17 protein-coding genes are annotated in these 20546 nt (G+C 68.9%); 12 read left to right on the plus strand and 5 right to left on the minus strand.

Annotation, left to right across the window (positions count from 1 at the left end; translation table 11 throughout):
• Positions 1-268: 268 nt before the first annotated feature.
• The 3 genes from HUA74_RS33480 to HUA74_RS33490 form a co-directional block, all read right to left on the minus strand.
• Positions 269-1153 (minus strand): class I SAM-dependent methyltransferase, encoded by an 885-nt coding sequence (locus HUA74_RS33480; protein WP_174457790.1) that lies wholly within the window; start codon positions 1151-1153, stop codon positions 269-271.
• Positions 1154-1267: 114 nt separating this feature from the next.
• Positions 1268-2965, minus strand: coding sequence for a delta-60 repeat domain-containing protein (locus HUA74_RS33485; protein ID WP_254625351.1), 1698 nt, complete (start codon positions 2963-2965; stop codon positions 1268-1270).
• Between the two features lie 218 nt (positions 2966-3183).
• On the minus strand, positions 3184-3402 hold the full coding sequence (locus HUA74_RS33490; protein ID WP_174457792.1) for a hypothetical protein: 219 nt from the start codon (positions 3400-3402) through the stop codon (positions 3184-3186).
• A 198-nt stretch (positions 3403-3600) separates the two neighbouring features.
• Between HUA74_RS33490 and HUA74_RS33495 the strand changes: the two genes are divergently transcribed.
• On the plus strand, positions 3601-5760 hold the full coding sequence (locus HUA74_RS33495; protein ID WP_174457793.1) for a caspase family protein: 2160 nt from the start codon (positions 3601-3603) through the stop codon (positions 5758-5760).
• Positions 5761-5830: 70 nt separating this feature from the next.
• Here the strand turns inward: HUA74_RS33495 and HUA74_RS33500 are convergent, their stop codons facing one another.
• Entirely contained in the window at positions 5831-6439 is a 609-nt protein-coding gene (locus HUA74_RS33500; protein WP_174457794.1) for an RNA polymerase sigma factor, read from the minus strand.
• Positions 6440-7507: a sigma-54 dependent transcriptional regulator gene (locus tag HUA74_RS33505; protein WP_305794702.1), complete on the minus strand. Its 1068-nt coding sequence runs from the start codon at positions 7505-7507 to the stop codon at positions 6440-6442.
• Between the two features lie 388 nt (positions 7508-7895).
• On the opposite strand from HUA74_RS33505, the gene HUA74_RS33510 reads away from it, so the two are divergent.
• From HUA74_RS33510 to HUA74_RS33560, 11 genes are all read left to right on the plus strand, one after another.
• A complete protein-coding gene (locus HUA74_RS33510) occupies positions 7896-8225 on the plus strand; it encodes a hypothetical protein (protein ID WP_174457796.1) in 330 nt (109 codons plus the stop codon).
• 103 nt (positions 8226-8328) lie between these two features.
• Entirely contained in the window at positions 8329-10578 is a 2250-nt protein-coding gene (locus HUA74_RS33515; protein ID WP_174457797.1) for a TOMM precursor leader peptide-binding protein, read from the plus strand.
• A gap of 12 nt (positions 10579-10590) precedes the next feature.
• The gene (locus HUA74_RS33520; RefSeq protein ID WP_174457798.1) at positions 10591-11985 is read left to right on the plus strand and encodes a SagB family peptide dehydrogenase; all 1395 of its coding nucleotides are present in this window, start codon (positions 10591-10593) and stop codon (positions 11983-11985) included.
• Positions 11982-13319 carry a B12-binding domain-containing radical SAM protein gene (locus tag HUA74_RS33525; protein ID WP_174457799.1) on the plus strand — a complete coding sequence of 446 codons (1338 nt, stop codon included), beginning with the start codon at positions 11982-11984 and terminating at the stop codon, positions 13317-13319. The genes HUA74_RS33520 and HUA74_RS33525 overlap by 4 nt, the downstream gene beginning before the upstream one ends.
• Complete coding sequence (locus HUA74_RS33530; protein ID WP_174457800.1) at positions 13316-14656, plus strand: cytochrome P450; 1341 nt, start codon at positions 13316-13318, stop codon at positions 14654-14656. Before HUA74_RS33525 ends, HUA74_RS33530 begins: the two co-directional genes overlap by 4 nt.
• Positions 14653-15471 carry a class I SAM-dependent methyltransferase gene (locus HUA74_RS33535; RefSeq protein ID WP_174457801.1) on the plus strand — a complete coding sequence of 273 codons (819 nt, stop codon included), beginning with the start codon at positions 14653-14655 and terminating at the stop codon, positions 15469-15471. Before HUA74_RS33530 ends, HUA74_RS33535 begins: the two co-directional genes overlap by 4 nt.
• 54 nt (positions 15472-15525) lie before the next feature.
• Positions 15526-16095 (plus strand): RNA polymerase sigma factor, encoded by a 570-nt coding sequence (locus HUA74_RS33540; RefSeq protein ID WP_141640837.1) that lies wholly within the window; start codon positions 15526-15528, stop codon positions 16093-16095.
• 65 nt (positions 16096-16160) lie between these two features.
• Positions 16161-16880: an SDR family NAD(P)-dependent oxidoreductase gene (locus HUA74_RS33545; RefSeq protein WP_141640836.1), complete on the plus strand. Its 720-nt coding sequence runs from the start codon at positions 16161-16163 to the stop codon at positions 16878-16880.
• A 99-nt stretch (positions 16881-16979) separates the two neighbouring features.
• On the plus strand, positions 16980-18953 hold the full coding sequence (locus HUA74_RS33550) for a discoidin domain-containing protein (protein ID WP_174457802.1): 1974 nt from the start codon (positions 16980-16982) through the stop codon (positions 18951-18953).
• Positions 18954-19032: 79 nt separating this feature from the next.
• On the plus strand, positions 19033-19800 hold the full coding sequence (locus HUA74_RS33555; protein WP_141640834.1) for a hypothetical protein: 768 nt from the start codon (positions 19033-19035) through the stop codon (positions 19798-19800).
• Complete coding sequence (locus HUA74_RS33560) at positions 19797-20483, plus strand: plastocyanin/azurin family copper-binding protein (protein WP_371817346.1); 687 nt, start codon at positions 19797-19799, stop codon at positions 20481-20483. Before HUA74_RS33555 ends, HUA74_RS33560 begins: the two co-directional genes overlap by 4 nt.
• Positions 20484-20546: the final 63 nt, after the last annotated feature.

Raw genomic sequence — 20546 nt, forward strand, 5'->3', positions numbered from 1 at the left:
GCATGGGTCGCGTGACAGGTCATTCAGGTCGCGGGTGTCGCCCGACAGCAGACGTTTCGGACAGGGTGCGGCTCGCACTCCGGCTTCATCAGGGAGACACACCTACCGCCCAGGTGGCGCACCGCATTCGACGCTTCGCGTTCGCGACCTGGAAATGAAGAAAGAATGCGCCACCGCGCCTGGGCGCGTGTCGCCCGGCGCGATGCCTTCAGTGCCACGACCTCAGGGGAGAGGCCCCCGCCCCGGGCACGGGGCTGGGGACCGAGCCTCAACCGACCGCGGGCTTCTCCAGCACGAGGCCGAAGTGGGTGTAACAGGTCGGGTGCAGCTCGAGGATGTTCTCGAAGTGGATGACGCGGGACGTGAGCCCCGCGGCGTGAGCGGGGTCCAGGACGCGCTCCTTCAGCGTGTCCACGCCATAGAAGCGCCCGTGCCGCTCTCCCCAGCCCGGGAAGAGGTGGATGACGGGCTCGGCCTCGCGGCGGATGTCATAACCCCACGCGGGGTCGCACATCGTGAAGGCATACTCGCCCAGGTACAGCGGGACGATGCAGACCCGGCCCCCGGGCCGCAGCACCCGCGCCGCCTCCCGGATGAAGCCCGTGTCCGCGGTCCCCTCGAAGTGCTCGAAGGAGCAGTGCAGCGTCATCGCATCCACGGAGGCATTGCCCAGCGGCAGCTCCGCGGCCGAGCCGCCAATCTCATGACCGTTGATGCCGGGCGGAAACACCAGGTCCTGGACGAACACGTTGCGCGTCTTCGCCAGGGCGCGGATGACCTCCAGGTAGGGGCTGTTCAGCGTGGAGGCGATGTCGACGTAGACGGCGTCCTCGCGCGACAGCAGCGGCGCCAGCTGGGTCCAGGAGTAGTGGTACTGCGAACGCTTCTCCCAGTAGGGCTGGAGCGAGCAGTAGTGCCGGAGCACGGGGCTGCCCGCCTGCAGCTCGTTCCAGAAACGGTCCAGCCCGGCCACGTCGAAGCGGAACGTCTCGTAGGGGATGCCCGCCTGCCGCAGCGGCTCCGGGCTCTTCAGCTGGGGGCCCGGCCCATAGCGGCCGAAGCCGGTGAGGCTGAGCAGCTTCGAGAGGGGCTGGGAGGCCTGATGGGCGGCCCGGTGTCGGAGGCTCTTCTTCACGCGGGTCAGCAGGTTCAAGCGGGGCTCCACGGGGCCTGGGGAGCGCGCATTCTCGGAGCCCCCTCCAGGCGAGTCAACGCGCCCCACGCCCCCTCGACAGCTGACGGGGCGTGGAGGCGGAAGGGGACGGGCTCAGTAGGGCCAGAAGCGCGCCACGAACGGGGTCTCCACGGACTGTCCCGGCGCGGTGTGCAGTCCCGCCACCCGGAAGAAGCCCTCCGCGTCGAGCCGCGCGACGAGGGGCCGCTCACTTCCGGGCAGGTCCGAGTGGTGCGAGCGCAGCACCGTCAGCCCATTCGCGGAGACATGGATGAGGCCCAGGCCCGGCACGCCCGACTCGTCCCGGTACACCGTGGACAGCGCGATGTCGCCGCCCGGCAGCAGCCCCGTGCCCACGAGCACGTCCCTCGCCTGATTCTCCACCGTCACGAAGTAGCGGGAGCCCTGCGTGCCGAAGGAGGAGTCCACCGCGCCCGTGCCGCTGTCGATTCGCAGCAGCCCCGCGCCGGTGCCGGCCCCTTCCCCACTGAACACGGCGCGAGTCCCCACCAGCACCTTGCCACCCTCCAGGAGGTGCAGCGTCCGGGGCGTGAGCCTGGGGGTGACATAGGCGGGAGGGCTGTAGCTGAAGGCGCGGTCCCGCTCACCGTTGACCTGATAGCGCCGCAGCGACAGGCCATGGTTGTGAGACGCCGTCGTGCCCGCAAGCAGGAGCGAGTCGTCCGCGAGCGCGATGACCCCCAGCCCCTCGTCGTCCTCGCCGACGTCCTCCCAGGCGAGTCCGTCCGCGCTGAACGAGGTGTCGAGTTGGCCCGTCGGCAGCAGTCGCACGAGGACCTGGTCCCGGTCCGTGTTCTGCACGGTCCCCGCGCCCACCACGCGGCCCCGGGAGTCCACGGTGAGGGCATGCAGCGTGGCGTTGCCCGCGGAGAGCTGGAAGGTCCTCACCCCCGTCGTCCCGAAGGTGGTGTCCAGCGCGCCCGTGTCGGTGAGCCGCACGAGCAGCAGGCTCTGGTAGTTGCGCGCCGTGCAGCTGTTGGTGTCCGCGATGGCGCCACCGGCGAGCACGACCCGCCCGTCCGAGAGCACGGTGACGGCGTCGACGTAGTCATCACCGTCACAGACGTCGATGACGCGTGTGCCCTGGGTGCCAAACGAGACATCGGGCGTTCCGTCCGGCAGCAGCCGCGCCACCAGCACGTCCCTCAGGCCCGCCGAGCCGGTGGAGCCCGCGAGAATCCACTTCCCGTCCGGCGTCACGGCCATGGCGTTGATGCTCACCGCGGACAGCCCCAGCGCGGGGAGCATGAGCCCCTGTGAGCCAAACGAGACATCCAGCGCGGCCTGCCCCGGCTGGACCTCCAGCGGCACCGACACCTCGACACGCTCCCCCCGGCCCTCTCCCACCACCCGGATGGGGAAGCGCCCATAGGCCGCGGCCTCCTCCACGTGGAGCTCGAAACTGGCCAGGTTCTCCGCCCCCGGCACGGACAGCGTCAGCGCGTCCGCCAGGACGTGGGCGGGCAGCCCCTCCAGCGTGAGGGTGACGTCGCCGGTGAACGAGTCATCACGTCGCACCTGGACGCTGAAGCGCGTCGTGTTCCGCGGCGCGAAGCGCAGCGTCGGCTCGGAAGGCGGGAGCACGGTGAAGGCAGGCGCCGGCTCTCCACCGGCATCCGGAGCGGGCTCCTCGGTACCGGCGTCCGACGGTGGACCTCCCGCATCCGGGCGGGGCGTGCCCGCGTCTCCACCCGAGGAAGGGGGCGGCGGGCTTTCGTCCGATGAGCACCCCATGCCCGTGGCCCCCAGCGCCACCAGGGCGACCAGCATCGAGAGCCGGAGGCGGGAGGGTGCGCGCTGACACGGGACGGTGGTTCGTACGGACCCGGGGACCGAGACGGCGGAAGAGCGACATGCGGGGAGGTTCATGTCGGCGGCACACTAAAGAGCGGGGCTCCCCGTCGAAAGTGGCTTGTCGCATGAAACCACCCGGGGTGAAGACAGCCCGGGGTGGAGGGAGCCGGGAGACTCCCTCCACCCCGGTGTCCTCAACTGGAGTAAGACAAATCATTCTCTCCAGGTGAGGACTGATTGCTTTGGTAGCTGTTGGCACGCACCTGCCAGACCCCTCCCTGATTCGTGCCGAGCCACTGGGCAATCGTGGTGATGAGTGAAGCGTCGTGGACGTGCTTGTCCTGTTGCCAGCACACCCAGACTTCCTTCCCCGTGGTGGAGTTCTCGAACTTCTCTCGACAGTATTTCGGCATCGACTTCCTCCCGCGCGAATCGCATCCAGACCGCGCCTCCCATAACGGTCCGTAAGCAGGGCTCGTGACAGCCCTCGAGTGCTGGCGATTGACGTCCGCGGGACGTGTCACGCCACGCGCCCTCCGTTCGTTCTCAAGGCGCACCACCCACCGCGCTTTCGCGGTGCTCCCGAAGCGCCCCAGGAGGCGAAGCACGCCATGAGTCCTTCTACCCCGAGCGGCACGGACGCCACCCCCAAGCCCCCCGCGAGTCCGCCCCCCGCTCCCAAGGAAACACCGACCAAGCGCACCTCCTCGGAGCTGCGCGCGCCGAACCAGATTCGCAACCGCAAGGCCGTCGTCGCGGGCATCAACAACTACCGTCCCCAAATCAATCAACTGTCGAGCTGTATCAACGACGCCAACCTGATGGTGAGCCTGCTGGGGACGCAGTATGGGTTCGCGCCGAAGGACATCCAGGTCCGGCTGGACGAGGCCGCCACGCTGAGCAACCTGAAGGAGTCGCTGGCCTGGCTGTTCGACGGTGCCACGCAGGATGACGCGCTGGTCTTCTTCTTCTCCGGCCATGGCTACCGCGTGCAGATAGACGAGGTCTGGCGAGAGAGCCTGGTGCTCTACGACGACTTCTTCTTCGACCAGGACTTCTCCAAGCTGACCCAGCCGCTCCCCGAGGGCGTGCTGACCACCGTCCTGGACGCGTGCCACTCCGGAGGGATGGAGAAGGACCTCTTCATCGCGTCGGACTTCGCCCGGAAGCTCCATCAACTGGGAGCCACCCGCCGCGTCGAGCTGGCCAAGGTGAAGGCATACATCGACCCTCGCGACTTCGGAGCCACCACGGGAGAGAAGGCCTTCCTGCCCGCCACGCAGGCGCACCAGCGCTCCTGGCTGCACCGGAGCTCCGACGAGCGCGCCGGGGAGATTCCCTTCCGGGGCTTCGGCCGGCCCGTCCAGATTCTCCCGGGAGTGGCTGTCACCAAGGCGTATGACCCGCAGGTGGCGGCCGAGCCACCCCAGGCCAACTGCACGCTGCTGACGGCCTGCACCGCCGAGCAGACGGCGGCCGCGGGCACGCAGCTCACCAAGAACCTGTCTGTGTTCACCTTCACGCTGGGACAGGTGCTCGGTGGGACGCCGAATGTCTCCTACGCGCAGTGCCTCCAGCAGGCCGCGGCCCAGATTTCCAGCCTGGGCTTCCAGCAGACGCCTGAGTTGCTGGTGACGCCCGACACCAACTGGGTGCGCAACCGCTCCGTCTTCCTCAACACCGATTTCGGCGCAGCGCCGAAAACCGTGGTCCCGGTCAGCCTGCCGTTCGGGCTGGGCGCTCCCACGGCTCCCGCAGTCACCCAGTCGAACGAAGGAGTCAAAACCATGACGTATCCGCAGATGCCGAATCTCCCTGGCCTCTCGCAACTCGTTGGCCTGCCCATCGGCCTCACACATCCCCTGATGGCCACGGGTCCGCAGGGCGCGGACAAGGGCTGGACGGACGTGCTCCAGCACCTGGTCAGCACCGCGCCCGCCCTCATCGGGCCCCTGGTGAACACCATCGGCGGCGCCGTCTCCGCCGCCAGCAAGGGCTACCAGCCCGCCGCCGACAAGGGCTGGTCGGACGTGTTCCAGCACCTGGTCAGCACCGCGCCCGCCCTCATCGGGCCGCTGGTGAACACCATCGGTGGCGCCGTCTCCGCCGCCAGCAAGGGCTACCAGCCGGCCGGCGCGGACAAGGGCTGGACGGACGTGCTCTCGTCCCTCGTCTCCTCCGCGCCCCACCTCATCGGGCCGCTGGTGAACACCATCGGCGGCGCCGTCTCCGCCGCCAGCAAGGGCTACCAGCCCGCGGTGATGGGCACCGCCGCCGACAAGGGCTGGACGGACGTGCTCCAGCACCTGGTCAGCACCGCGCCCGCCCTCATCGGGCCCCTGGTGAACACCATCGGTGGCGCCGTCTCCGCCGCCAGCAAGGGCTACCAGCCCGCCGCCGACAAGGACTGGTCGGACGTGTTCCAGCACCTGGTCAACACCGCGCCCGCGCTCATCGGGCCGCTGGTGAACACCATCGGTGGCGCCGTCTCCGCCGCCAGCAAGGGCTACCAGCCGGCCGGCGCGGACAAGGGCTGGACGGACGTGCTCTCGTCCCTCGTCTCCTCCGCGCCCCACCTCATCGGGCCGCTGGTGAACACCATCGGCGGCGCCGTCTCCGCCGCCAGCAAGGGCTACCAGCCCGCGGTGATGGGCACCGCCGCCGACAAGGGTTGGACGGACGTGCTCCAGCACCTGGTCAGCACCGCGCCCGCGCTCATCGGGCCCCTGGTCAGCACCGTCACCGGTGCCGTCGCCGCCGCGCGCCAGTGAGCCTTCGTCGCGGCTGAAACCGGGCCGGCTCCCATCCCTCCTTCATGGATGGGAGCCGGCTCGGCGCGCATCAGCCGTCCGTCCGCTTGCGCCGCCCCGACAGCCAGCGATGGAAGCTGGCCTCGTCGCGAATCACCCCCGCCTGGGCCAGCGGCTGGACGAGCCGCTTGCGGGAGCGCTCCACGATTTTGCGCACGTTGGCGGGCGTCAGCCGGAGCGTCGCCGCGATGTCCGCGTAGCCCTGCTGTTCGACGAAGGCCAGACGCGCACAGGCCCTCAGTTGCGGCGGCAGCGACTCCAGCAGCTCCAGCAACAGCGATTGCAACTGCTGCTCCTCCTGCTCCCCACACGGCCGCGCCGCCTCCAGCTCCGCGCCATCCCCCAGCTCCTCGTCGAGCGACGTCCACCGCCACGACTGGCGGCGCCGCTCACGCTGGAGGTCGATGCAGACGTTGATGGCCACCCGACGCAGCAGCGCCCAGGGCCACTCCTCCTGGGAGGAGGAGCGCGACATCTGAAGCCAGACACGCACTCCCGTGCGGCTCATCGCCTCTCTCGCCGCGTCCAGGTCCCCCAGCGTCCGCTCGCAGATTCGCAGCAGGGCGCGCTGGTGCTGACTCCAGAGCGCCTCGAAGCGCGTGGACCCGGACGCGCTCGACTCCTCTTGCTCGGGGCGCATTCAGACCTTCCCGAGCGTCAGGTCCACCAGGTCCGTGAAGGGCGAGGGCGACTGCCCCACCGCCTCGACGAGCGCGTCCACCTTCCGCAGCTCGCGCTCGAGCGCCTTGTAGTGATTGCGATTCTTCAAGAGCCGCTTGCGGCCCAACAGGAGGAAGGCCTCCTCCCGCCCCACCTGCCGCACGGCGGTGCCGAGCACGAAGCCACGAAACGCATCCGCCAGGTCCAGGTCCCATGGCACCGCGGCGCGCTGGGCCTCCATGACGAAACACGCGGACGCCACGCGCAGCGCCTCGATGAGCGAGCGCGACGTGGGCGACTCCTCGTAGCCCAGCGCCTGCATCACATGACTGTCCCTCAGCAGGACCTCGTGCTCGACCTGGGACATCACCGCCAGCGAGTACGCACGGCGGACGATGTTGTCGAGCTGCCGGAGGTTGCCCGGCCAGCTGCGGCTGAGCAGCTGCGCCTGCGCATCCGGGGCCATCTGCGCCTGGCCCTCGCGCTCGCGCTCCTGGTGTCGCCGACTCAACATGTACTGCGCCCACGGGATGATTTCGTCCCGGCGCGCATCCAGGGGCGGAATCTGGATGGGGAGCACGTTGACGCGATAGTAGAGGTCCTCGCGGAACCTCCCGGCCGTCACCGCCTCGTGGAGGTCCACGTTCGTCCCCACGATGAAGCGCACGTCCGCGCGGTGCAGCGTGCCCTCCCCCAGCACCCGGTACGTCCGCTCCTCCAGCACGTGGAGCAGCCCCGCCTGCGCGCGCAGGGACAGCTTGTCGATTTCGTCGATGAACAGCGTGCCGCCCTTCGCGAGCGCCAGGCAGCCCGGGCTGTTCTGCACCGCCCCCGTGAAGGCCCCCTTCCTCCAGCCGAACAGCGCCCCCATCTGCAGCTCCTCCGGCACCGTCATCAAATCCAGCACCTCGAAGGTCCCCTCCTTGCGCCCCGAGTGCTCATGGCTCCAGCGCGCCAGCCTCGACTTTCCCGAGCCCGTGGGCCCGCTGATGAGGATGGTGTCCTCCTGCTGCGTGAAGACCCGCAGGACCTGAATCAGTCCGGACATGGATTCACCAATGACCGGAAGAAACGCGTCGGTTCGACTCGTCGGCATTCGTCCGCTCCAAACTCAAACATGGGTGGGGGAAGCGGGGCGCACCGGCCTGCAAAACCTCAACCAGTCAAAAATCTCGACAACCCTCTCCTTTCGCGCGCGTCTGGGATGAAAACGCGTGTGCCGGCGTCCCCGTGACAAGCAAATGCTTGTGGCAAGCAAGCAGCGCGGCGACTTTCGAGACGCGGGATGTGTCGCATCCCAGCGACAGGACTCGCGAGCGAGGCGGTGCCCGCGTCTGGCGTGCGTCATGCACAACGCGGCGGCGGCCCTGTCGAGCGTGTCTTCGCGTACTGGTTTTTCATCCGGGGCCGCTCACCACTCGCAGCGAGGCATGAACATGGCGGACTTCCGCACGGCGTACTCCAAGCTCATCCAGGATGTCTGGGCGAACCCTGGCAAGAAAGGCCAGATTGAGCAGGACCCGAACCTGTTGAAGGTCTACGGCTTCGACACCATCCCCAAGTCGGTGGCGTTCACCGAGGCGTACAGCGGAGCGACGACGACGGGCTACGACGAGCAGCTCAAGAGCTGGGACCGCAACAAGGACGGGAACATCACCCTGTTCATCCCGCCGCAGCCCACCGTGACGCCGGGCGGGACGGCGGGAGCGGCGGCCAAGGATGTCTCGGTCTGCTGCTGCTGCTGTCCCTGCTGCACCTGCACCTGAGCCCCGCGCATCGCTCCGGACCCGGCGGCCGCGCGCCACCGGGCTCCGGTGTCGCCCCTGTCGTTCCAGCGGTGCCCACGCTTCATGCCCCCGGGAGTCACGAATGCTGTCGAGACCTGTCTGGAAGAGCCACTGCCGCGTGGAGCGCGTCGACGAGTCGACGGTGCTGCTCCTGCACGAGAAGGACTACCTGCTCCTGCGAGGTCGCGCCTTCCCCTTGCTCGTGCCACTGCTGGACGGACACCACTCGCTGCCGGAGGTCTTCGAGGCGCTCTCCTCGCGACTGTCCCTGGTGGAGGTCTCCCACGCGCTGGAGATCGCCGCGGAGCAGGGCTGCATCCTCGAGGGAAGCACCGACGCGCCGGAGCAGGCGCCCTTCTGGCACGCGCTCGGCGTGGACATGGCCACCGTGGCCGAGCGCCTCCAGACGCCCGTGTCCATCGTCTCGCTCGGGGGCGAGTGGGAGGAGTCCCAGCGAGAGGCCTTGCATGCCCAGGGCCTGCGCTCGGAGGGCGAGGCGGGCTTCCAATTGGTGCTCTGCGACGACTACCTGCACCCCGCGCTCGACGCGCTCAACCGCCAGGCGCTCGCGGCGCGGCGGCCCTGGATGCTCGCCAGACCCGTGGGTGGCACGCTGTGGCTGGGGCCCGTCTTCCGCCCCGCGTTGACGGCGTGCTGGGCCTGCCTCGCGCAGCGCCTGCGCTCCAACCGGCAGCTCGAGTCCTTCCTGGAGCGGGAGCAAGGCCACGTCCATCCCCTGGTGCTGCCGGCCGCGAGCCTGTCGGCCACCACCGGGACGGCCTTCCAGCTCGCGGCGCTGGAGGTGGCCAAGGCGCTGGTGCTCGGCCCCGAGCACCCGCTCAGCGAACAACTGGTCACCCTGGACCTGACGACGCTGGAATTGGAGCGACACGCGCTCGTGCGCAGGCCCCAGTGTCCGGTGTGTTCGGACGCGGAGGCCACGTCGCGCGCGCCGCTGCCCGTCATCCCCAGGCCCTGTCCCAAGCGGTTCGACGGTGACGGGGGCCATCGCACCCAATCCCCCGAGCAGACCTTCGCGCGACTGGAGAAGCACATCAGCCCCATCACCGGCGTGGTGCGCAACCTGGAGCCGCTGAGCGCGGACGACGGCGCGGGGCTGGTCCACAGCTACGCGGCCGGACACAACTTCGCGCTGATGCAGCAGGACCTGCGCTTCGTCCTGCTCAACCTCCGGGGCCGCAGCGGAGGCAAGGGGACAACGGATGCCCAGGCGCGGGTGAGCGCGCTGTGCGAAGCCATCGAGCGCTACTCCGGCGTCTACCGGGGTGAGGAGTGGAGCCACGTGGCCAGCCTCCACGAGCTCCGGGACGAGGCCGTCCACCCCAACGCGCTGATGAACTTCAGCCCCGCGCAATACGCCCAGCGCGCGGAGTGGAACGCCAGCCACCCGTCCGGCTTCCACCATGTGCCGGAGGTCTTCGACCCCGACCGGCGCATCCATTGGACCCACGCGTGGTCCCTCACGCACGAGCGCTTCCGCCACGTCCCCAGCGCCTATTGCTCCTTCGGGCACCCGGACCTGCGCAAGTGGTTCTTCTGCTCCAGCGACTCCAACGGCTGCGCGGCGGGAAACACGCTGGAGGAGGCCATCCTCCAGGGCTTCCTGGAGCTGGTGGAGCGCGACTCGGTGGCGCTCTGGTGGTACTCGCGGACGCGGCGGCCCGCCGTGGACCTGGACAGCGTGGACCTGCCGTACGTCCACGCGCTGCGGGAGCACTACGGCCGACTCCAGCGAGAGCTGTGGGTATTGGACGTCACCGCGGACCTGGGCATTCCCACGCTCGCGGCGGTGTCACGGCGATGGGACTCGCCGGTGGAGGACATCGTCGTGGGCTTCGGCGCGCACCTGGACGCGCGCGTCGCGCTGCTGCGGGCGCTCACGGAGGTCAACCAGTTCCTCCCCGCCGTGCAGCACCGGGACGCGGACGGCAAGACGCTCTACTGGTTCCCCGAGCGGGAGGCCGTCCGGTGGTGGCAGACGGCGACGGCGGCGAACCAGCCCTATCTGCTCCCGGACCCGAACGCCCCCGCGCGCCCCCTGGGCCTGCTCCCCGACCTGTCCTCCGGTGACTTGCGCGTGGACGTGGAGCGCTGTGTCGCGCACGCCAGGCGCGCGGGCATGGAGACGCTGGTGCTGGACCAGACGCAGCCCGACGTGGGGCTGCCCGTCGTCAAGGTGATGGTCCCCGGCATGCGTCACTTCTGGAAGCGCTTCGGGCCGGGCCGGCTCTACGACGTGCCCGCGCGGCTGGGCTGGGTCCAGCGGCCGCTGCGCGAGGAGCAGCTCAACCCCACCGGCATCTTCTTCTGAGGAGCGGACGCGATGCGGCTCCATGAATCCTTCGGGCTCACGCCCGGCATCAAGGTCCACACGCTGGAGGATGGGCGGCGCGTCGTCGCCAGTCCTCGCTTCGGTCTGGAGTTCGGCGGCCTGTCCGCTGGCGCCCGGGCCGCGCTCCAGCAATTGGAGACAGGCGGCACGGAACACGAGCTGCTCGACACCGCGGAGCCGCATGACGGGCCCACCGCGAGCCTCCTGCTGGACCACCTGCTCCAATCCCTCGCACGGAACGACTTCCTGTACCGGACCCTGCTGCTGGAGGACGCACCGCTGGCGACGCTGCTGCCGAGCACGGCCCCCGGCCACTCGGAGCCCCGGAGGCCCGAGGCGAAGTATGTCCTCTCACGGCTCGCGTGCGTGCGTCGCGAGGATCACCAGCTCGTGGTGGAAGTCCCCGCGTCCCACGCCCGCGTGCTGCTGCGGGACACACGGGCGGCGGCGCTCCTCCCGGAGCTGTCTAGCCCGCGCTCCCTGGCCGAGCTGACGGAGCGCGCCGCCACGCTGCCCATCAAGGCCGTGGACCTCCTCCTGGGGGTGCTCCTGGACGCGAAGGCGGTGCACGTCCCCGAGGAGGAGGACGCCGCGCTGGCGTTGTGGGAGCCGGAGGACCTGCTGTTCCATGGGCACAGCCGACTGGGGCGACTGCCGAGCCCCTATGGCGCCACGTATCGCTTCGAGCACCGGATGGAGCCCCTGCCCGCGCTGAAGCCCCGGATGACGGAGGCGGTGGTGCCGCTGCCCCGGCCCGACCTCAAGCGGCTCTCGCAGGAGGACGCGCCCTTCACCCAGGTGCTGGAGCGACGCCGCTCGCTCCGCACGTATGGCGAGCCGCCCATCAGCCTCGAACAGCTCGGTGAGCTGCTGTACCGCGCGGCGCGCACGCGCCGGGTCCTCTCCACGGAACATGGCGAGCTGGGTGAGCGCCCCTACCCCGGTGGAGGCGCGCTGTATGAGTTGGAGCTGTACCTCGTCGTGGACCGCTGCGAGGGCCTGGAGTCCGGCCTGTATCAGTACCGCTCCGGGCAACACGAGCTGTGCAAGCTGACGCCCCGAACGCAGCAGGTGGAGCAATTGCTGGAAGGCGCCTGGCACACGCTCGCCCGGGAGGGACGGCCGCAGGTCTTGCTCGTCATCACGGCCCGCTTCCCGCGCGTCTTCTGGAAGTACCAGGCCATGGGCTACGCGCTCATCCTCAAGAACGTCGGGGTGCTGTTCCAGACGTTGTATCTGGCGGCGACCGCCATGGATCTGGCGCCGTGCGCGCTGGGCGGCGGCGACTCCGAGCTGTTCGCGCGCGCCAGTGGAATCCCCCCGCTGGCCGAGGGCGCGGTCGGTGAGTTCGCGCTCGGCACCCGAGCGAAGGAGGACGGCACATGAAGGTCCTGTTGCTCTATCCCAACGCGAAGAGGGAGCTCATCGGCTGGGGAGATTTGGGCGCCATCGCGGAGCCGCTCGCCCTGGAGTACCTGGCCGCGGGGGCCCGTCAGGATGGCCATGAGGTGCGGCTGCTCGATTTGCGCCTGCATCCCCATGACTTGACGCTGACGCTGTGGAGCTTCGAGCCCGACGTGGTGGGCGTCACGGGCTACTCCATGCACGTGCCCCGGATGCTGGAGCTGTGTCGGCAGGCCAAGGCGTTGCTGCCCCGGGTGCGCACGGTGGTGGGGGGACACCATGCGACGCTGATGCCCGAGGACTTCTTCGAGCCCCAGATTGACTGTGTCGTGAGTGGCGAGGGAGTCCGCCCGTTCCGGCGCATCCTCCAGGCGCTGGAGGCGGGAGACGGGCTCACGGGAATCCCAGGCGCGTGGGCACGCGCCCCGGACACGTTCCGCTTCGGAGGCGAGGCGCCCAAGCTGGACATCGACGCGCTGCCCTTTCCGGACCGGAGCCTCGTGCCGGCGGACCGGGCGCGCTACTTCATCGACTGGATGAAGCCCATCGCGCTGCTGCGGACCACGGTGGGCTGTCCCTTCCGGTGCAACTTCTGCTCGCTGTGGAAGATCATGGACGGCCGCTACTACAAGCGCGACGTCGAGCGCGTCGTCGAGGAGCTGGCCACCATCCCCGAGCGCTATGTCTTCCTCGTGGACGACGAGCCCTTCGTCAACCCGCGTCGCATGTGGGCGCTGGCCGAGCAGATTGAAGCCGCTCGACTGGAGAAGGAGTACTTCGCGTACTGCCGCATCGACTCCTTCCTGAGGGATTTGGACCTGATGCGGCGGTGGCGGGACATCGGCCTGCGGCGCGTCTTCTTCGGGCTGGAGGCGGTGCTCGACCACGAGCTGAAGGACTACAACAAGCGGCAGGCGCGCGAGCAGATACTCCAGGGGCTCCAGGCGGCGAAAGAGTTGGGCATCCACGTCTTCGCCAGCTTCATCGTCAAGCCGGAGTACACGCCTCGGGAGTTCGACCAGCTCGCGACATTCATCCGAGAGCAGGGCGTCGACTATCCGTCCTTCACCCTGCTCACGCCACTGCCGGGCACGCCCGCGTGCGAGTCGTTCGAGCACATCCTGGAGCGGCAGCCGAATGGCCGGCCCCACTGGGAGCACTTCGACTTGCAGCACGCGGTGACGCGGACGCGGATGCCTCGGGAGGATTTCATGCGGGAGTACCGCAAGCTCCAGGGGGTGTTCTCCGCGTCGTACCGCGCGGCGAAACATCCCCTCTTCCAGGACCGAGAGCCTGTGCTCAGGGTGATGCCATGAGCCTGGCGGACCTCAACCTGCCCCTGCCTCCGCTGGTGACGGATGCTCCTGACTTGGGAGCCCTGCGCGCCCAGCCGCTGCGCTTCCTCACGGAGAGCGCCAGCAGGTACGGGAGCCTCTTCCGCTATACGGCGGGAGGCTGGTCCACCGTGGTGGTGAACCATCCCCTCCACGCGCAGCACGTGCTCCAGAGTCACGCGCGCAACTACGTCAAGCAGGGCACGCCCGACTTGATGATGCTCCTGCCCATGCTGGGCCAGGGCCTGATGACGACCGAGGGTGAGCCCTGGGCCGAGCAGCGCCGCGTGGCCCGTCCCGCCTTCGAGCACAGTCGCATCGAGCCCTGGGTCCAGGTCATGGCGGAGTGCACCGAGGACATGTTGCGTCGCTGGGAGGACCCGGCGCGCACGGGCATCCCCTTCGACGTGGAGCGCGAGCTGGGGCACCTCACGCTGCGCATCGTCACCCGCTGTCTGTTCGGCTGTGATTTGGAGGACGCCACGACGGACTTCGCCGGGGCGGTGCAGCGGCTCAACAGCTTCATGTCCCGCTTCGACGCCGAGGACGCGGTGGGCCTGCGACAGTTCCGCGAGGCGAGCCAGCTCATCGACACGCTCGTCCAGCGAATCCTCTCGCGGCGGCGCGAGACGGGTGGAGGCACGGACCTGCTGGCCCTGCTCCTGGAAGGGCATCCTCCCGCGCTCGACGGACCCGCCGGTGAGCGCGTCCTGCGCGAGCAGATCTTCACCTTCCTGATGGCGGGCCACGAGACGACGGCCAAGGCGCTCACCTGGAGCCTGCACCTGCTCGGCCTGCATCCGGAGGCTCGGCTTCGCGTGCGCGAGGAGGCGCGGGCGCTGCTGGGCACGAAGCCACTGGTGGCGGAGCGGGTGCGGGCGCTCGACTTCGGAGGACGGGTGCTCCAAGAGGCGATGCGCCTGTATCCCCCGGTGTGGTTGATGTCGCGCATCTGCCGGGAGGACGACTGCGTGGGCGGCTATCACCTCCCCGCCGGCACCCTGGTCATCGTCAGCCCGTACCTGCTCCATCGCCACCCCGACTACTGGAGCGAGCCGGAGACCTTCGACCCGGAGCGCTTCCGGGACAGCCGCGCCTCGGCTCGACATCCCTATGCGTACCTGCCCTTCAGCGGAGGCCCGCGCGTCTGCATCGGTCGCAACTTCGCGATGATGGAGGCGCGACTCGTCCTGGCCATGGTCGTCCAGCGCTTCCAGCTTCAGCACGTGGAAGGACACCGCGTGGAGCCGGAGGCGCTGGTGACACTGCGTCCCTCGGGTGGGCTGCCGATGCTTGCTCGCCGCTGGGATGCGGAATGAGTGGCTCGTATCGCCCGGAGGAACACGCGGGAGGGCTCGGAGAGGAGCTCGCGAGGCTGAAGTCCCAGGTGGAGCTGAGCTGGCCGGAGGAGCGTCGGCTCCTTCGTGCCCTGGGGCTGACGGAGAGCATGTCCGTGGTGGAGCTGGGAGGCGGGCCTGGGTTCGTCGCGGAGAAGCTGCTGGAGCTGGTGCCCTCCGGCGCGTTGCATGTCGTGGAGCTGAACCCTGGGATGTGTGTGCTCGCGGAGGCCCGACTGGGCGCACGCGCGCGGGTGCACCGCTGCTCCGTCCTGGAGACAGGGCTGCCCGACGCGCGCTTCGACCTGGCGCTGGCGCGCTTCGTGTTTCAACACCTGGAGGAGCCCCTGCTCGCGGCGCGCGAGGCCCTCAGGCTGCTTCGTCCTGGAGGGCGGCTGGTGGTCAGCGAGCTGGACGCCGGACTGTGGGGCGTGGCGGAGCCGTCACTGCCGGAGCTGGAGTCCATCCACCGCAAGGCGGAGCGGCTTCAGCTCCAGCGCGGCGGCAATCGCTTCATCGGTCGCCAGCTCGTGCGCCTGCTCACCGCCGCGGGGTTCACGGACGTCCGGCTGGACGTCATCGCGTACCACAGCGACGCGCTGGGCCTGGAGGCGTTCCGACGCCAGCTGGACCCGGAGCGGCTGCGCCCGGCGATGGACGCCGGACTTATCTCCCAGGAGGAGCTGGAACAGGTTCGTGCGGGATACCGCCGTTTCTACAGCACCCCATCCGCCTCCATCCTGATGCTGGGCTTCGTGGCCCACGGCCTCCGGGCGCTTCCCGTGGAAACCTTGTAACGACGCCGCTACTGGAGACCTAGGGGGGCTGAGACCCTCTTCAGGAGCAGGAACGTGACGGCCAAGGACATCTCCCAACTCCCCGCCTCGCCGCCCATCTCCCCCGGCTTCTTGTCGTGGGTGGCGGAGCTGGTGCATGAGCACCGGGAGCGTTTGCTCACCCATGCCCGCCGTCGGGGCCTCGATGCGGAGGATGCGCTCGACGCGGTCCAGGAGAGCTTCTTTTCGTTCTTCCGCCTCCCGGAGGCGCGGGAAATCGCGCGGGACTCCGACGACTCGGTGAAGCTGCTGACGGTCATCCTCCGCCACAACCTCATGAACCGCCGACGCAAACATTCCCGCCAGTCCAAGGCGCGACTGCTGCTCGAAGCGGGGGAGGCGGCGCGGGACACCGCGACGAGCGAGGAGCTCATCTCCCGCACCGAACAACTGGCCTGGATGCACGGGTGCATCTCCCGCATGGCCCAGCTCCAGCGTCGCGTGGTCATGCTCAGTCTGTTGGATGAACAGCCCAGCGGCGAGGTGGGAAAGCTGCTCGGCATCTCCGACGGCTATGTCCGAGTCCTCCTCCACCGCGCCCGTGAGCAATTGCGCCATTGCTCCTTCGAATACGACGGCCTGTAACAGTCCGGCGCGTGACGACCTAGGCCCGGCGAGACGGGCTTTTCGCCCGTTCACGGAGCGAAACCATGGGTTCACAGGTCGCGGTCGTCACGGGTGCGTCGAGTGGAATTGGTCTGGGCCTCACCCGGGCCCTGCTGGAGCGAGGGTTCTCGGTGGTGGGGACGGCGAGGCAGACGTCGCGCGAGCCCTCGCTCGTGCCGACGGAGCAACTGGCGCTCGTGGACGGCGATGTCGGGGACAAGGCGACGGCGAGGAAGGTCTTCGAGGTCGCGGAGTCGCGCTTCGGGCAGGTGGACCTGCTCATCAACAACGCGGGCCTCTTCATCGCAAAACCCTTCACGGATTATGACGAGAGCGATTTCGCCCAGCTGGTGTCGACGAACATCGCGGGCTTCTTCCACATGAGCCAGCAGGCCCTCCGGTGGATGGTGCCCCGGAAGGCAGGGCACATCGTGAACATCGGCACGTCCCTGGTGGGGCAGCCCATCTCGGGCGTCTCCGGAGCGCTCGCCATCCTGACCAAGGGCGGACTCGAGACCGCCACCCGCGCGCTCTCCATCGAATACGCGGGCCAGGGCATCCGCGTGAACACCGTGGCCGCGGGCGCCATCGACACGCCCATGCACTCCCAGGACAAACATCCCTTTCTCAGGACCATGTCCCCCATGCACCGGGTCGGCACGGTGGCGGAGATGGTGGACGCGGTGCTCTACCTTCACGGCGCGACCTATGTCTCGGGCGAAGTCCTCCACGTGGACGGAGGCGCACACGCCGGCAAGTGGTGACATGACATTACATGCGAATTAGACGAATAACAACTTTTGCGGATTTGAAACCCTGTGACTGATGCAAGATGTCCTCTTCCCCATCCCGAGGAGGACACCTTGCGACGGCTTCAATCCCTCATCAGCATGTTGGCTGCGAGTGCGCTCGTGAGCTGCGGAGCACCGGAGGGCGACGAGCGCGCCCTCCAGCCCGCGCAGCAGCGCGCCAGAGTCGACGAGCTCATCAACGTCACCTTGAACAAGCCGGCCACGGCCAGCTCCACGCAGGACCCGTTCCGTCCGGAGTACGCGGTGGATGGGGACATCAATACCGATACGTCGCGCTGGTGCCCTGGCATCTACAACCAGACGCGCCTGCTCGACATCGACCTGCAGGGGACGTTCGACCTGGTCCGGATGGAGCTCTACACCGGCTTCCGGGACACCCGCGTCATCCAGAGCTACGAGCTGTTCTACGACGACGGGACGGGCTGGAAGCCCATCCCCGGGGCCAGCCAGACGGCCAACACGAGCATCGCGGTCTCCACCACCTTCACCCAGCCGGTGGTGGCTAAAAAGGTGCGCTTCTCGTGCAGGGACCCGCTCGCGGACAACTGCCGGGTGAAGGAGCTGTGGGTCTTCGGCACGCCCCACTCGACGCAGGTGAACATCCCGCCCGTGGCCGACGCGGGCGCGGACAGGTCGCTGACGCTGCCCACCAGCAGCGTGACGCTGGTCGGCGGAGCCACCGACGCGGACGGCACGGTGACGGCGCTGGCCTGGACGCAGGTGAGCGGCCCCTCGGCCACGCTGAGCGGCACCACCACCGCCTCCTTGAGCGTCGCGGGCCTGTCCGCCGGCGTCTTCGTCTTCCGGCTCACCGCCACGGACGACGACGGAGCCACGGCCTCCGACGAGGTGAGCGTGACGGTGACGGCGCCGCCCGCCGTGCTTACCGACGTGGCGTTCAAGAAACCCGCCACCGCGGGCTCCTTCAACACATCCCTCCCGCCGGCGAACGCGGTAGATGGAGACCTCGCCACCCGGTGGGAGTCCGGTTTCCACTTCCAGACGCACAACTACCTCGACGTGGACCTCCAGGGCGCCTACGAGGTGAGCAGCGCGGAGCTGCACCTGGGCACCTCGGCGACCGCGACCAACGCGATGCCTGCCTTCGAGTTGCAGGCCTGGAATGGCGGCTGCTGGAAGACCATTCCCGGCACCGTGGTGGACGGCAACCCGCTCAGCACCACGCAGAAGACGCTCACCTTCACCACGCCCGTCATCACCACGCAGGTCCGGGTGGTGTGCAAGGACAAGCCCCATTGCCGGCTGCGCGAGCTGAAGCTCATGGGCATACCGGCCGCCACTCCCACCGGCCCTACCACGTGCGCGGCCGGACAGCAGACGCTGGTCCGCAACGTCCGCTACGACTACGCCCTCTTCCTGCCCGAGCAGTACAACAATGACCGCACCACCCGCTGGCCGCTCATCATCGGGATGCACGGCATCGCTGGCAGCACCCTCACCGTCGACCGCACCGCGGTGCTGAGCAATCCGGAGGGCCTGGCCCGGCAATTCTCCTCCGCCAGCTTCCGCGCCGCGATGAAGGCCATCGTCATCTCGCCCAATCAGCGCCTCCCCTTCGACAACACGGGCACCGGCTGGTTCGCCGCGCCCTCGCTGCTCGCGCTCATCGAGGACGCCAAGAAGGACTACCGCGTGGACGCGGACCGCGTCTACGTCACCGGCCTGAGCGGCGGCGGCAACATCAGCATCGAGCTGGGCATGAACCACACCAGCCAACTGGCGGCCATCGTCCCCATCTCCATCACCTCCACGCCCACCAATAACGCGAACATCTGCAATCTGAAGCCGTTGCCAATCTGGGCCTTCCACGGCGCCCTGGACACGCCGTCCCGCGCCACGAGCGTCAAGACGTGGCTCGACACGAAGTGCGGCCCGGGTGAGAGCAAGATGCGCGTCACCATCATCCCCAACGCAGGTCACAACGAGGCGACGTGGGACACCGCCTACGCCACCCTGGAACTCTACGACTGGCTGTTGCAGCAGCGAATCAGCGACCGGTTGTAATCACCTGTCGGTCCCACCTCCGGGCGTGGTGTGCTAGGCACCAGCACGAGCACCCTGACGCCCGGGGTGGGGAGCGCGAATGCGAGCAGTCCGCTGGTTGGCGCTGGTGGCATGCATCCTGGGGGTGACGTGGGCCGAGCCTGCCCTGGCCGGCCGCCGCCCCTTCATCTGGACGTTCGACACCGACATCGTGCCCAAGGGCGACGTCGAGCTGGAGCAGTGGCTGTGGGCCCGCAGCCGCGCGCCCGCGTTCCCGGACCGCCCCTCCGTCTATTGGATTTGGTGGGGCCCCGTCATCGGCTTGAGCCAGCACCTGGAGCTCGCCATCCCCTTCCAGGTGCGCGCCAACCGGGACATCACGGAGCTGGACTCCTTCGAGGCCGACTTCCGCTACCGCCTCTTTCCCCGAGGCGATGACCGCGCGTTCCAACCGCTCATCCGCGCCGTCTGGCACCAGTCCATCCGCGAGGCGAGCCCGTCGCGCGTGGACGCCGACCTCGTCGGCTCCTACCAGTGGGACAGCGGGCTGCGCGTGGCGCTGGACCTGGGCGCACAGGTGGGCATCCCCGGGCTGCGCGGCGGCGACGCTCCGGTCCAAATCCTCGGGACGTACTCCGCGGGCGTCTCCTATCCCGTCATCCCGGACGAACTGCGGCTGTCGTTCGAGTCCTTCGGTGAGTTCGGGTTGAAGGACGTGAAAGGCGACCCGCACCTCTTCGTCGGGCCGAGCGTGGCCTGGACGTTCGGGCGCATGTGGATTACCGCCGGCACCTTCGTCGGGTTGACGGGCATCACCGACGAGACCCCTCGCTTCATGCCGAGGCTCATCTGGGCGGTGGCGCTGTGAAGTCGCTCCTCCTGTCGCTCGTGCTGACCGCGTCCCTCGCGAGCGCCGAGCCGGGCGCGGTGCGAGGAGAGGTGCGCATCCTCGTCATCGGTCCGGACGGCAAACCGACGCCCAAGGCGGACCGCTCCGGCGTGGTCGTCTACCTCACCGGCTACACCGAGGAGCCCCCCGCCGAGGTGGCGAAGATGAGCCAGCGGGACAAGACCTTCTTCCCCTCGGTGCTGCCCATCGTCGCGGGACAGAAGGTGGAGTTCTCCAACCGGGACGTGGTGCTGCACAACGTCTTCTCGCGCTCGGTGGCGCGCAGGTTCGACGCGGGCAAGAACCGGCCGGGCGAGGCCTACGTCGAGACCTTCAAGAAGACGGGCATCATCGACGTGTACTGCGACATCCACGAGCAGATGGTGGCGACGGTGGTGGTGGTGCCCAACCGCGCCTTCGCGGTGACGGACAAGGACGGGCGCTTCGAGCTGCGAGGCGTGCCTCCCGGACGCCATCCCCTCTTCGCCGTGCATCGGCGGGACGAGAAGAGCAACATCGCCCGCGTGGAGGTCGTCGTTGAGTCGGGAGGCACCGCCACCGCCACGCTCGAGCTGACCGAGACGCGCGCCGACGACACCCACCTGGACAAACACGGCAAGAAGTACGGCCCCCGGCCCGATTACTCCGGCAAGGGCCCCTAGACTCGCGGGGAGCGCCCGGGCGCGGCTATCCTTCGCGCGGTGACGCTGACCCGGAAGCTCGTT

The sequence above is a fragment of the Myxococcus sp. CA051A genome (assembly GCF_013336705.1).
GTDB classification, from domain to species: domain Bacteria; phylum Myxococcota; class Myxococcia; order Myxococcales; family Myxococcaceae; genus Myxococcus; species Myxococcus llanfairpwllgwyngyllgogerychwyrndrobwllllantysiliogogogochensis.